The 12326-nt window shown below is 65.8% G+C and carries 12 protein-coding genes; 6 read left to right on the top strand and 6 right to left on the bottom strand.

Annotation, left to right across the window (positions count from 1 at the left end):
* A partial coding sequence (locus DY926_RS14875; protein WP_148707810.1) for a FecCD family ABC transporter permease occupies window positions 1-739 on the top strand: 739 nt, incomplete at its 5' end.
* A complete protein-coding gene (locus DY926_RS14880; protein WP_241503252.1) occupies window positions 736-1485 on the top strand; it encodes an ABC transporter ATP-binding protein in 750 nt (249 codons plus the stop codon). The genes DY926_RS14875 and DY926_RS14880, both read left to right, overlap by 4 nt.
* 28 nt (window positions 1486-1513) lie before the next feature.
* On the opposite strand, the gene DY926_RS14885 is transcribed toward DY926_RS14880, so the two are convergent.
* From DY926_RS14885 to DY926_RS14895, 3 genes are all read right to left on the bottom strand, one after another.
* Window positions 1514-1813, bottom strand: coding sequence for a hypothetical protein (locus DY926_RS14885; RefSeq protein WP_116704095.1), 300 nt, complete (start codon window positions 1811-1813; stop codon window positions 1514-1516).
* Window positions 1814-1965: 152 nt separating this feature from the next.
* Window positions 1966-3849: a hypothetical protein gene (locus tag DY926_RS14890; protein WP_116704086.1), complete on the bottom strand. Its 1884-nt coding sequence runs from the start codon at window positions 3847-3849 to the stop codon at window positions 1966-1968.
* A gap of 164 nt (window positions 3850-4013) precedes the next feature.
* Window positions 4014-4658 carry a class I SAM-dependent methyltransferase gene (locus DY926_RS14895; protein ID WP_116704096.1) on the bottom strand — a complete coding sequence of 215 codons (645 nt, stop codon included), beginning with the start codon at window positions 4656-4658 and terminating at the stop codon, window positions 4014-4016.
* Between the two features lie 86 nt (window positions 4659-4744).
* On the opposite strand from DY926_RS14895, the gene DY926_RS14900 reads away from it, so the two are divergent.
* The 4 genes from DY926_RS14900 (at window position 4745) to ftsY (ending at window position 8302) form a co-directional block, all read left to right on the top strand.
* Window positions 4745-5146, top strand: a complete 402-nt coding sequence (locus DY926_RS14900) for a VOC family protein (protein WP_116704087.1) — start codon at window positions 4745-4747, stop codon at window positions 5144-5146.
* Window positions 5147-5218: 72 nt separating this feature from the next.
* A complete protein-coding gene (gene dapF / locus DY926_RS14905) occupies window positions 5219-6043 on the top strand; it encodes a diaminopimelate epimerase (RefSeq protein ID WP_116704088.1) in 825 nt (274 codons plus the stop codon).
* On the top strand, window positions 6040-7290 hold the full coding sequence (gene mtaB, locus DY926_RS14910) for a tRNA (N(6)-L-threonylcarbamoyladenosine(37)-C(2))-methylthiotransferase MtaB (RefSeq protein ID WP_116704089.1): 1251 nt from the start codon (window positions 6040-6042) through the stop codon (window positions 7288-7290). Before dapF ends, mtaB begins: the two co-directional genes overlap by 4 nt.
* Window position 7291: 1 nt before the next feature.
* Entirely contained in the window at window positions 7292-8302 is a 1011-nt protein-coding gene (gene ftsY, locus DY926_RS14915) for a signal recognition particle-docking protein FtsY (RefSeq protein WP_116704090.1), read from the top strand.
* An 82-nt stretch (window positions 8303-8384) separates the two neighbouring features.
* Here the strand turns inward: ftsY and DY926_RS14920 are convergent, their stop codons facing one another.
* The 3 genes from DY926_RS14920 to DY926_RS14930 all read right to left on the bottom strand — a co-directional run.
* Window positions 8385-9608, bottom strand: a complete 1224-nt coding sequence (locus DY926_RS14920) for a phosphoglycerate kinase (RefSeq protein WP_116704091.1) — start codon at window positions 9606-9608, stop codon at window positions 8385-8387.
* Window positions 9609-10631: a type I glyceraldehyde-3-phosphate dehydrogenase gene (gene gap / locus DY926_RS14925; protein WP_116704092.1), complete on the bottom strand. Its 1023-nt coding sequence runs from the start codon at window positions 10629-10631 to the stop codon at window positions 9609-9611. It abuts the gene before it with no gap.
* 33 nt (window positions 10632-10664) lie between these two features.
* The coding region (locus DY926_RS14930; protein WP_116704093.1) for a transketolase-like TK C-terminal-containing protein at window positions 10665-12326 on the bottom strand (1662 nt) is incomplete at its 5' end.

Raw genomic sequence — 12326 nt, forward strand, 5'->3', positions numbered from 1 at the left:
GGTCTCGCCCGGCCTGCTGGGCGTGCTGGCGGGGGCGGGCACCGGGGCGGCGCTGGGCATTGTGTGGGGCGTGGGCGCGCCGGGCGTGGCGGCGCTGTCCTTTGCCGGTGGCCTTGCGGCGGTGGCGTTCGGGGTGGGGGTGGCGCATATGTTCGATGCGGCCTCCATGATGATGCTGGTCTTTGGTGGGCTGATCAGCTCGGCGCTGTTCACCGCGCTGCTATCCCTGCTCAAATACGTGGCGGACCCGCAGAACCAGTTGCCTGACATCGTATTCTGGCTGCTGGGCAGCCTGACACAGGTTACGGCGCAGGCGCTGGGCGTGCTGGTGCTGCCGGTGCTGGTGGGGATCGTGCTGCTTTCGGCCTGCGGGCGCATGCTTGACGGGCTGGCGATGGGTGATGAGGAAGCCCGCACGCTGGGCATTCCCGTCATGGCGCTGCGCTATGGCGTGATCGGGGCCGCGACCGTACTGGCGGCGCTGACGGTCTCGGTCGCGGGCATGATCGGCTGGGTCGGGCTGGTGGTGCCGCATGTGGCGCGGCTGCTGGTGGGGCCATGCAACATGCGGGTGCTGCCGGTCAGCGCGTGTATCGGGGCGATGTTCCTGCTGGTGTGTGATGATCTGGCGCGCACCCTGTCGGCCGAGGAAATTCCCGTGGGCCTGATTGCCGACCTGCTGGGGGTTGTGGTGTTCGTGGCGGTGCTGCCGCTGCTGCGGCGCGGGTGGCGGGCATGAGCGCTCATGTGCCCGTGCTGTGCATGGAGCATGTGGGCTTCCGCCAGGGCAGGCGCATGGTGCTGCATGATCTCTCGTTCGGGATAAAAGCGGGCGAGACCACGGCGCTGCTGGGGCCGAATGGCGCGGGCAAGACCACGCTGCTGCGGCTGCTGCTTGGCCTTGCGCAGCCGTGTACGGGGCGGGTGCTGCTGGACGGGCGGCCCATGGCGCAGTGGTCGCGGCGCGAGATCGCCCGGCGCATCGCCTACGTGCCACAGGGGCATGTGCCGCTGTTTCCCTATAGCGTGCGTGACATTGTCGGCATGGGGCGGCTGGCGGAAACGCCTTTTGCACCCGCCCTGCGCGCCATGGATGAAGATGCGGTTGACCGCGCCCTTGCGGAACTGGGCATTACCCGGCTGGCCAGCCGCCCCTATACCGATCTGTCCGGGGGGGAGCGGCAGGCCGTGCTGCTGGCGCGCGCGCTGGCGCAGGGCGCGCGCACGCTGGTTCTGGATGAGCCGGAAACAGGGCTGGACCATGGGCAGAAGCAGCGCCTGTACGCCCTGCTGCGCCGTCTGGCCGCGCAGGGCCACGCCGTGGTGGCCACGACGCATGACCCGCTTCAGGCAGCGTGCATGTTCGACCGCGCGGTGCTGCTGCGCCACGGGCGGATCGTGGGGGATGGCATGGCGGCTGACGTGCTTTCCGACGCCATGGTGGAGCGGCTTTACGCGCCCCCCGACCCATCGGAAGCCCTGTAGCTGGCGGGTTCTTCCCCCGGCGGGTTACTTACTGGGGCGGATTGGTATCGACGCGCACGGCCTTGCCGGTGCGGTCATAATACAGGATGGCGCTGCCACGGCGTTCGGCATAGCCATCGGGCTCACCGCCCTTGGTCCAGAACAGCAGGCGGTTCATGTCCGGCTGTTCCTTGATCTTGTCACCTTCGGGGATATAGCGGTACTGGCCATAATCCATGTGCAGCCGGGGCAGGGGCGGCTTCTTGGAAAGCTGGTGCATGGAGAAATGGCGCTGCGAGGCCTCGCCAGGGTCTTCGTTACCGGCATCGGTATGCCCGCCTTCCGCCATCGCGCCCACCGGGGCAAGGGCGGCGCAAAGCCATGCTGACAGCATCACGTGCCGTAACCTGATTGACATGAATGCGGCCTTTCCATCCTTTCCGGTCGGGGCAACATCCTCCTTTTCCATGCCAGACGCAATATCCCGCATGGAAGGGCAGCCTACTGGAAGGGCAGGTAGCGGAAATCAAAGAAGATTTCGCTCAGGCTCGTCGTGGGCGCGCCCCCCATGCCCGCCCATGTATGCACGCGCGAATAGGCAAGCTGCGTGCCCGCCTGCACGGTGCCATACTTGCCATGGATGAAGCGGTACCATGCCCCGATGGTGAACTCCTCCACCGAGCGGATGTTCGCCGTGCAGCCGCCAAGGCCGGTATTGATGTCCGATCCCTCGACACCACAGCCGGTGTTGTCGGACATCGGGTTGCCATAGCCATAGGCATGGCCGTCATCGTCAAAATAGCTGCGGCCCGAGCGCTGCATGCCGAAATAGCCGTACACATCAATCAGCTTGTTCGGGTGGGCGATGATGCCCGCCGTGGTCTGGGCGCTGGACAGCAGGCCGGGCGCGCCGTTGGAGCGCAACGTGGCATCAGGCAGCAGCACGGAGCCGTAGCGCCCGATGCCCTTGCCCGCCAGCCCCGACAGCCGCACTTCCAGCCGGTGCGGAATGACCGGCAGGATCATCGAACCACCAGCACCCCATGCGATGGCGGTATGGTTCTCGCCCACGCCGTTGATGACGGAGCGGTCGTGCGGGAAGTGCAGCAGGCCCTCGATTTCGTAATGGCCCCATGTCGGATCCCACGCGACCTTGCCGATGATGTCGGGCGCGATCTCGTTGGAATAATTGGTGCTGGCGCTGCTCAGCCCCACGCCGTTTGAACCCACCTTGGCGTAATTGGCGCTGTTGCCGGGCAGGCGGAATTCCCCGTTGCCCACGTCATCGCCAAAGCCGGTGGTGTCATAGATCGTGGCCGGGTTCTCGATCGAAAAGCCGGTCCACAGACGGTGCTTGAGGAAGTCCTTGACCACCCGCAACTGCCACTGGCGCGACCATGTCTGCCCCGCGAGAATGGAGGATTCGATCGTTTCGGGCAGGCTCTCCTGGCGGGGGACGATACCCACGCGGTCCGGTGTCAGCATGGTCCATGCCTGACCGATCAGGAAATGCGTATCGGCGCGCGAATCATCCAGCGTCAGGTAAGCCTGCCGCAGCCGGGGCACGTAGGAATTGCTTTCATACGGGTTGGTGGTTTCGGCGCTGGCGCCAAAATCCGTTTCCACAAACCCCGCCACCGTCAGGTGCGGGTTGAGCTGCCCGCGCGCCATGAGCGAGAAGCGTGAATAGCGCGCATCCCCGTTGAAATTGGTGGTGTGGTAGTTCGAGCTGTCACGGAACGGGATGGCGTTCCAGTAATTGAAGATGCCCGATGAGACCTGACGGTTTTCCACCAGTGCGGCAGCATCGAAGAAACCACCCAGGATGATCGCGACCGGCCCGAGGTGGAACACCTTGTTACCCAGCGCGCCAGCCGACTGCGCGCCCACCGTTTCACGGTTATGCGGGCCGACATTGTTGTTGGCCATGTGGGCGATCAGGTCTTCCTCACGGTGTGCGACGACGGATTCATAGGTCGGCTGGTCGCCCGGCGCGCTCAGCGGGTCCGAATGGCCACCAATGCGCGGCTGGCCCACCATTTCCACCCCCGGCGCGTGCGCCATGGCGGTCTGGCCTTCCACCGGGGTCCACCCGCCATGGACATGCCCGCCCGACCCGGTCACCTGCAGGCTGCGCGCGCTGCCGCCACCGGGGGTGCCGCCGGCCTGCGCGCGGTGCCGCGCGATCTGCTGGCGCATGGCGGCAAGCTCGTTCTGAAGGGACATCTGCTGCTGTTGCAGATGTTCCATCTGGCGTTCCATGATATCGAGGGATTCGGGGTCGTCATCACCCCATGCAAGGGGGATCGGGGCCAGAACCGAACACAGCATCAGCATCCCGGCAAGGCGGGCATGCGGGTTTCTGGAAAAGGACGGAATCCGCATTTCGCGTTCAGGAGGCCCCGGTCAGGTTTCAGATAATATTTTTCAAAACATTTCCAGCTACGCAGGTAAATGATAATTTCTTTTAACATACATCGAAACTGCGCGGCCGTGCGTTTTTTGCCACCCCTGCGCGCCCTGCGGGCCTGAGCCGCACGGGCGGGTTTTTACAGGTTTTCCGGCCGTCGCGCGGTCATGGCGTACACGGCGTCGTGCCAGAACATGTCCTCCGGCGCGGGAGTGACGTTGCCATTGTCCACCGGCCCGAAGCCCGCGCGCTGGAGCAGGACGGCCAGCATGCGGCGGCGGTCGCCCTCATCCAGCGCCTGCCACAGGGCCGTGGCCTTCTGCGGGATGAAGCGCGCGCCGAATGTGATGATGATCAGCCCGCCGGGCTGGAGCACGCGTGCGATTTCGCGGAACACCCGCACCGGCTGGCGCAGGTAGGGCACCACGTCGCACAGGCAGGCGGCGTCCATGCTTTCATCGGCCAGCGGCAGGTCGGGGGTTTCGTTTATGTCCTCCACCACGCGGTCCGTCAGGCGCGCATTGGCGTCAAGCGCCTGCGCGTTGACGCCAATGCCGATTACGCTGTCAAACGCCATGTCCGGTGGCAGGTGGCTGTCCGGCCCGGCCATGAGGTCAAGGATATGCCCGTCTTCGGGCAGGAGCGTGCGGTATAGCGCGGTCACGGCCCGCTGTGCGCCAGCGTCCAGCATGGGGCCGGTGGGGCGGCGGGAATAGAAGAGCGTATCAGGCTCGGATGATGCGGCGGAAAAGGAATGCGGGTGAAACCCGTGCAGGTCGTTCATGAATATGCCAGACAGTACGGAAGTAACAATGCCATATGCGGCGGTCGTATCATGCGGCATGCCGTGTGGAACAGGAGAAGAGCATAATGGCCCGTATGATCCATTCCATGATCCGCGTGCGCGATGAGGCCGCGAGCATTGCGTTTTATGACACGGCTTTCGGCCTGAAGGTAGCCGACCGGCTTGTTTTTGATACTTTCACCCTTATCTACCTGTCCAATGATGAACAGACATTCGAACTGGAACTGACCGTCAACCACGACCGCACCCGGCCTTATGACCTGGGGGATGGGTACGGCCACCTTGCCGTATCGGTCGCGGATGTGGATGCGGAACACGCCCGCCTTGCCGCCGCAGGCCTGTCGCCGCTGGCGGTCAAGGATATGTCGTGCGGGACGCGCTTCGTGGGGCGGTATTTCTTCATTACCGACCCCGATGGCTACCGGATCGAGGTGCTGCAGCGCGGCGCGCCGGGGCGTTTTGTCTGATCGGGCTTGCAACGGAGCGCGCGCGGTGCCATCCCGCACGGCAGGGTGGCGGGGTGTTTCCATACAGGGTGAGTGATGACCGGTTTTTTCAAGATGCACGGGCTGGGCAACGATTTCGTGGTGGTGGATGAACGCACCCACCGCCATGACCTGACGCCCGCGCGGATTGCCGCCCTGTGTGACCGGCATACGGGCATTGGCTGCGACCAGTTCGTCACCCTGCGCCCCGCCTGCGCACAGGGGGCGGATGTGTTCGTGCGCTTCTTCAACGCCGATGGCACGGAATCCGGCGCATGTGGCAATGCCTCGCGCTGCGTGGCCGACCTGCTGGCGCGTGAGACGGGGCGCGACAGCATCGGGTTGCAGACCCGTGCGGGCGTGCTGCATGCGACCATCGTGCGGCCCGGCATGGTTACGGTGGATATGGGCCTGCCCCGGCAGGGCTGGGCGGAAGTGCCGCTGGCCCATGCGTGCGATACGCTGCACCTGCCCATTACGGGCGATCCGGCGGCGGTCTCCATGGGTAACCCGCATGCCACGTTCTTCCTGACCGCACCCGACGCCATGGCGCCGGAGGTGGCCGGGCCGGAACTGGAACATCACCCCCTGTTTCCCGAACGTGCGAATATCGGTTTCGCCCACATTGCCGCGCGTGATGCGATGCGGCTGCGGGTGTGGGAACGCGGCAGCGGGCTGACCCGGGCCTGCGGGTCGGGCGCGTGCGCCGCCGTGGTGAACGCTGTGCGGCGCGGGCTGGTGGAACGCACCTGCACGGTCGTAATGGATGGCGGCGAACTGGTCATTACGTGGCGCGAGGATGACGGCCACGTGCTCATGACCGGTCCGGCCGTGACCAGCTTCACCGGCACGTTCAGCCCGGAAGACTACCCCCGATGAAGAAGAAGCCGGAAATCCTGACCTTCGGCTGCCGCCTCAATACCTATGAGAGCGAGGTCATGCGCAACCACGCTGCCGGGCTGGATAACGTGGTGATCGTCAATACCTGCGCGGTGACGGGCGAGGCCGAGCGCCAGGCCCGCCAGGCGGTGCGCCGTGCCCATCGCGAGCGGCCTGATGCGCGCATTGTGGTCACGGGGTGTGCGGCACAGATCGACCCCGAACGCTGGGCGGCGCTGCCGGGCGTGACCCGTGTGCTGGGCAACCGCGAGAAGCTGGAGGCCGCAAGCTGGAGCGAACTGGCGTTGGGTGAAGGCAACGCCGTATCCGACATCATGGCGGCGAAGGAGACGGTGCCGCATCTGGTGACCGAATTCGCAGGCCGCACCCGCGCGTTTGTGGAGGTGCAGCAGGGTTGTGACCACCGCTGCACCTTCTGCATCATTCCCTTCGGGCGCGGGCCGTCACGCTCCGTGCCGGTGGGGGCCGTGGTGGAGCAGGTGCGCGCACTGGTGGGCGCGGGCTACCGGGAAGTGGTGCTGACGGGGGTGGACATCACCTCATGGGGCGGCGACCTGCCGGGCAGGCCGTTGCTGGGGCAGTTGTGCCGCAGGCTGCTTGCGCTGGTGCCCGAACTGGAACGGCTGCGCCTGTCCTCGGTCGATCCGGTCGAGATTGATGACGATATATGGAAGCTGCTGGAAACCGAGCCGCGCTTCATGCCCTATATGCACCTTTCGCTTCAGGCGGGGTGTGATGTCATTCTCAAGCGCATGAAGCGCCGCCACCTGACGGTGGATGCCGCCGCCGTGGTGGCGCGTGCGCGTGCGCTACGGCCCGACATTGGCATCGGGGCGGACATCATCGCCGGTTTCCCGACCGAGGATGAAGAACTGTTTGCCCAGACACTCGAATTCGTGCGTGCGAATGCGCTGCCCTATCTGCATGTTTTCCCCTATAGTGAGCGCCCCGGCACGCCTGCCGCGCGCATGCCCGCCGTTGCGGTGGCCGAACGCAAGGCCCGCGCGGCCCGGCTGCGCGCGCAGGGCGCACAGGCGGCGCGTGATTTCCATACCCGCCTGATCGGGAAGCCGCTGCGGGTTCTGATGGAAACGGATACGGCTGGCCATTCGGAGGAATTCGCGCCCGTAAGGCTGGCGGATGGCGTGGTATCTACGGCCGGGCGGATCGAGACGGTGCGCCCGGTGGCGGTTGACGATAACGGACTGGTTGCGGAAATTCTCTGATATGGCTCTTGGTTTCTTCTCACGCCTCAAAGCGGGGCTGTCGCGTTCCACACAGAAGCTCAGCGGTGGCATTGCCGCCGTGTTCACCCGGCGCAAGCTCGATGATCAGGCGCTGGAGGAACTTGAGGACCTGCTCATCTCCGCCGATCTTGGCCCCAGTGTGGCGGAAAAGGTGATCGAGTCCTTCCGCCGCTCCAAGTTCGGCAAGGAAGTGACGGATGAGGAGGTGCGCGCCGCCCTGGCGGAGGAAATCGCGACCATCCTCCAGCCCGTCGCCGTTCCCTTTACGCCAAACCCCGAACTCAAGCCGCATGTGGTGCTGGTGGTGGGCGTGAACGGCACCGGAAAGACCACCACCATCGGCAAGATGGCCCGCTTCTATGGGGAGCAGGGCAAGAAGGTGATGATGGTGGCGGGCGATACCTTCCGCGCCGCCGCGGTGGAGCAGTTGCAGGTATGGGGCGAGCGCGTGGGCGCGCCCGTGATTTCAGGCAAGCCCAATGCCGATGCGGCGGGACTGGCGTTCGAGGCCCTCAAGCGCGGCCGGGCGGAGGGCGTGGACCTGCTGCTGGTCGATACGGCGGGCCGCCTGCACAACAAGAGCGCGCTGATGGAGGAACTGGCCAAGATCATCCGCGTCATGCGCAAGTTTGACGAAACCGCACCCCATTCCGTGCTGCTGGTGCTGGATGCCACCACCGGGCAGAACGCCATGGAACAGGTGCGTGTGTTCAAGGAACTGGTCAACGTGACCGGTCTGGTCGTGACCAAGCTTGATGGCTCGGCGCGTGGCGGCATCGTGGTGGCGCTGGCCGATGCGTTCGGCCTGCCGGTCCATCTGGTGGGCGTGGGTGAACAGGCGGAAGACCTCCGCCCGTTCTCCGCCGAGGCTTTTGCCAAGGGGCTGGTGGGGGATTCGATCAAGGTGATCGACCGTGAGGACGCGGCACCGGAAGGTGAGGGCGAAAAGGACGAAACGCCCCAGCCGGAACATGGCGCGCAGGCGGGCTGATCCCGAAAAGATGCTACCCAACGGATAAAAAAAGGGACCATCGTGAGATGGTCCCTTTTTTCAGTTCAGTGCCATGGCCCGATCAGATCGGCATGGCGCGTTCAAAAATGTTTTCCAGCGCCATGATGCCGGGCAGCGTCTTGCCTTCCAGCCATTCAAGGAAGGCCCCGCCCGCGCTGGAAATGTAGGAGATGTGCGTCTCCACCCCCGCATGGCGCAGGGCGGAGACCGTATCCCCGCCACCGGCGATGCTTTTCAGCGCACCGGAATCGGTCAGCTTTGCCACTTCGGCGGCGACCGCGTTTGTCGCGGCGTCGAAGGGCGGGATCTCGAACGCGCCCAGCGGGCCGTTCCACACCAGCGTTTTCAGTGTCGCGATCTTCTGGTTGATCAGCTTCACCGTTTCCGGCCCCACGTCCAGTACCATCGCATCCGCCGGGATGGCGTCGATGGAGACGGTGCGGGTAGGCACATTGGCCTGGAAGTCGGTTGCGGTCACGGCATCAACCGGCAGCACGATCTCGCAGCCCTTTTCCTTCGCCTTGGCCAGGATCGCGCGCGCGGTGTCGTGCATCTCCGCTTCCTGCAGCGACCGGCCCACGTTCACGCCCTGTGCGGCGAGGAATGTATTGGCCATTGCCCCGCCGATGATCAGCATTTCCACCTTTTCAAGCAGGTTGCCGATCAGGTCGAGCTTGGTGGAGATCTTGGCCCCGCCCACGATCGCGCCAACCGGGCGCGCGGGGTTTTCCAGCGCGATGTTCAGCGCGTTCAGTTCCGTCTCCATGAGCCGCCCGGCAAAGGAGGGGAGCAGGCGCGCCACCCCCTCGGTCGAGGCATGGGCGCGGTGCGCGGCGGAGAACGCGTCGTTCACATAGTAATCGGCCAGGGCAGCGAACGCCTTGGCCAGTTCGGGGTCGTTCTGCTCTTCACCGGGGTAGAAGCGGGTGTTTTCCAGCACCACCACGTCGCCATCCTGCATGGCGTCAACGGCCTGCTGCGCTGCCGGGCCGATGCAGTCTTCGACGAACGTGACCGGGCGGCCCAGTGCATCGCCCAGCGCATCGGCAATCGGGCCGAGCGACATGGCGGGCACGCGCTGGCCCTTGGGGCGGTCGAAGTGACTGACCACAATCACCTTCGCACCCTTCTGGGCCAGTTCCTCGATGGTGGGCAGCAGGCGCAGGATGCGCGTGGCGTCGGTAATCTGCCTGTCCCGCACCGGGACATTCAGATCAGCACGCAGGAGCACCTTTTTGCCCTTGGCATCAAGCTGGTCCAGCGTCTTGAAATTGGCAGCGGCCATTTACAGTGCTCCGAATACGGCAGCGGTGTCAGCCATGCGGTTGGAGAAGCCCCATTCATTGTCATACCAGCTGCAGATGCGCACCAGCTTGCCACCGTCGATCACGGCAGTCTGGGTCGCGTCAAAGGTGGATGAGGCGGGGGAGTGGTTGAAATCCGTGCTGACCAGCGGCGCGGTGTTGTAGGCGAGGATACCCTTCAGCGGGCCGGACTCGGACGCCTTGCGCATCGCCTCGTTCACTTCCTCGACCGAGGCCGGGGCCTTCTTGGGCACGAAGTCCAGCGAGACGAGCGAGACGTTGGGCGTGGGCACGCGAATCGCGGTGCCGTCCAGGCGGCCCTTCAGGTGCGGCAGCACCAGCCCCACGGCGCGCGCGGCCCCGGTGGAGGTCGGGATCATGTTCAGCGCGGCGCCACGCGCGCGGCGCGGGTCCTTGTGCAGGGTGTCCACCGTGCGCTGGTCGCCGGTGTAGGAATGGATGGTGACCATGTAGCCACATTCGATCCCGAACGTGTCATCCAGCACCTTGGCCACCGGGGCCAGGCAGTTGGTGGTGCATGACGCGTTGGAGATGACCGTCATGTCCGGTGTCAGGACATTCTGGTTCACGCCGTACACGATGGTGGCGTCCACGCCGGATGCCGGGGCCGAGACGATCACCTTGCGCGCGCCCGCGGTGATGAGCTGGGCGGCCTTGGTCTTGTCGGTAAAGCGGCCGGTGCATTCCAGCGCCACGTCCACACCGTGGAAGGGCACCCGCGTCGGGTCGGACTCGGCCGAGACGACGATCGGGTCATAGGTGCGACCGTTGGCGGTGATGATGATCCGGTCATCCTCCACCTTCACATCGGCGGGGAAGCGGCCATGCACACTGTCATATGACAGCAGGTGCGCGTTGTCCGCCACGCTGCCAAGGTCATTGATGGCAACCGGCACGACATCGGTGCGGCCACTTTCGATAATGCCGCGCAGAACCAGGCGACCGATGCGACCGAAACCGTTTATTGCGACTTTGACAGCCATTTTCTTATTTTCTCCGTAAGGGGTCAGACATGTTCATACGCTGGCATCGACCGATGCCATTCCGGGTGGGGCCGCGCTGTTTCCTCCCGTGGTCTGAATCGGGGCGCCAGCCATGGCCGGGCGGACCAGCCGCAGTGCATCGCGGCATATCCGCTCCGGCGTGATGTCGGCCGGGCTGTCTGGCCGGTCGGGGTCGGCAGCCGCCCCAAATCCGTCAATACCAACAAACAGCCCGTCCGGCCCAAGCCAGCGTTCCCATCCGAAACCCGATGCGGCCTCTATCCCGATCCGGGGTGCCGTTCCCAGCACGGCATCACGATACGTCATTTTTTGGTCGGCGAACAGTTCCCAGCACGGCAGGGACACGACGGCGGCCGCGACTCCCGCCTCTTTCAGCAGCCTGCGGGCGGCCAGCGCCATGATCGCCTCCTGCCCGGTGGCCACAAGCGTGACCTGCCGGGGGCCGTCGGCCTCGGCCAGTATGTAGCCGCCGCGCGCACACAGGTTGGTGAGCCCGTGCAGTTCGCGCTCGGGCAGGGGGGAGGCGAGGGGGAAGGTCGATTCCAGCGTCAGCAGGCTTGGCCCGTCCGTGCGGCGCAGGGCCAGTTCCATGCACTCCATGGTCTCGCGGTGGTCGGCGGGGCGAAAGACCATCATGTTGGGCATGGCGCGCAGGCTCGCCAGCTGCTCCACCGGCTGCCAGCCGCCCGCGCTTTCGCCCCGGTGCAGGTCATCATCGGTCAGCAGGTAGATGACCTGCTGGCCCGTCATGGCGGCATAGCGCAGGGCGGGGCGCATGCGGTCCACCGCGATGATGGTCGAGGCCCCGCAGGCCAGCAGCCCGCCATGCATCGCAATCCCGTTGAGCAGCGCCCCCATGCCATTGACCTGCGTGCCACAGGACAGTTCCTGCTCGCCGCCCGCGCGGCGGATGGGGGCGAGGTCGGCCATCATGCCCTGACGCGAGCGCAGGCAGGTCAGTTCGGGCAGCAGTTCATGCAGGGTCTCAAGCCCGCGGCGTGCGGCAAACGGGGGGGCGGCGCGGCTGGTCGCGATCGTGTGCTCACGCCATGAACGCTGCCAGTCCGGCTGCCAGAAGGCGGGCCGCCGGTTGCGCGCCATCCGTTCGAAATCGGCCTTCTGCCGGTCCTTGAGCAGCCTGCGCAGCCATGAACGCCGCGCACTGGCCCCGCGCCGCGCAGCTCCCGCCCATAGCCCCGGATCATCGACAACCGGCGGCGCGGGTGCCGTGCCGGGGGATGCGATGCATGCGATCAGGCAGGGTTTGTGTGTGCGTTGCAGGGAGGCGATGACGGTTGCGATCTGCTCGACATTATCGGCATCCACCTTGCGCACCGCCCAGCCCGATGCGCTGTAGCGCGGCAGGATGGCGTCCACCTGCGCGCGTTCGCCCTGCCACAGCCCGACCACCAGCGTTACGCGGTCAAGCCCCATCTCCCCCGCCAGCGCCGCGCTTTCCAGCGCCACGCCGGTCGAGAGTTCCGTCCAGCACCCCAGCGCCCATACACGGTGGTTGACCAGTGCGCGGCCGAAGCGGGCCGCCAGTGTCTGTTCCGCCAGCGCCATGCCGATGGCCGCCCCCAGCCCCTGCCCGTTGGGGCCATAGGCCTGCCGCTCGCGCCCCTCGGCATGCGGTGTGGCCTGGGCGGGCGGGGCGGGTGTCTGTCCCGACAG

Source organism: Komagataeibacter melaceti (assembly GCF_003403295.1).
GTDB lineage: Bacteria > Pseudomonadota > Alphaproteobacteria > Acetobacterales > Acetobacteraceae > Komagataeibacter > Komagataeibacter melaceti.

Bases quoted from the DNA above. Each gene is read 5' to 3' on its own strand.
- DY926_RS14880 (WP_241503252.1), top strand. From the start codon at position 736: ATGAGCGCTCATGTGCCCGTGCTGTGCATGGAGCATGTGGGCTTCCGC.
- DY926_RS14885 (WP_116704095.1), bottom strand. From the start codon at position 1,813: ATGGCGGAAGGCGGGCATACCGATGCCGGTAACGAAGACCCTGGCGAG.
- DY926_RS14890 (WP_116704086.1), bottom strand. From the start codon at position 3,849: ATGCGGATTCCGTCCTTTTCCAGAAACCCGCATGCCCGCCTTGCCGGG.
- DY926_RS14895 (WP_116704096.1), bottom strand. From the start codon at position 4,658: ATGAACGACCTGCACGGGTTTCACCCGCATTCCTTTTCCGCCGCATCA.
- DY926_RS14900 (WP_116704087.1), top strand. From the start codon at position 4,745: ATGGCCCGTATGATCCATTCCATGATCCGCGTGCGCGATGAGGCCGCG.
- mtaB (WP_116704089.1), top strand. From the start codon at position 6,040: ATGAAGAAGAAGCCGGAAATCCTGACCTTCGGCTGCCGCCTCAATACC.
- ftsY (WP_116704090.1), top strand. From the start codon at position 7,292: ATGGCTCTTGGTTTCTTCTCACGCCTCAAAGCGGGGCTGTCGCGTTCC.
- DY926_RS14920 (WP_116704091.1), bottom strand. From the start codon at position 9,608: ATGGCCGCTGCCAATTTCAAGACGCTGGACCAGCTTGATGCCAAGGGC.
- gap (WP_116704092.1), bottom strand. From the start codon at position 10,631: ATGGCTGTCAAAGTCGCAATAAACGGTTTCGGTCGCATCGGTCGCCTG.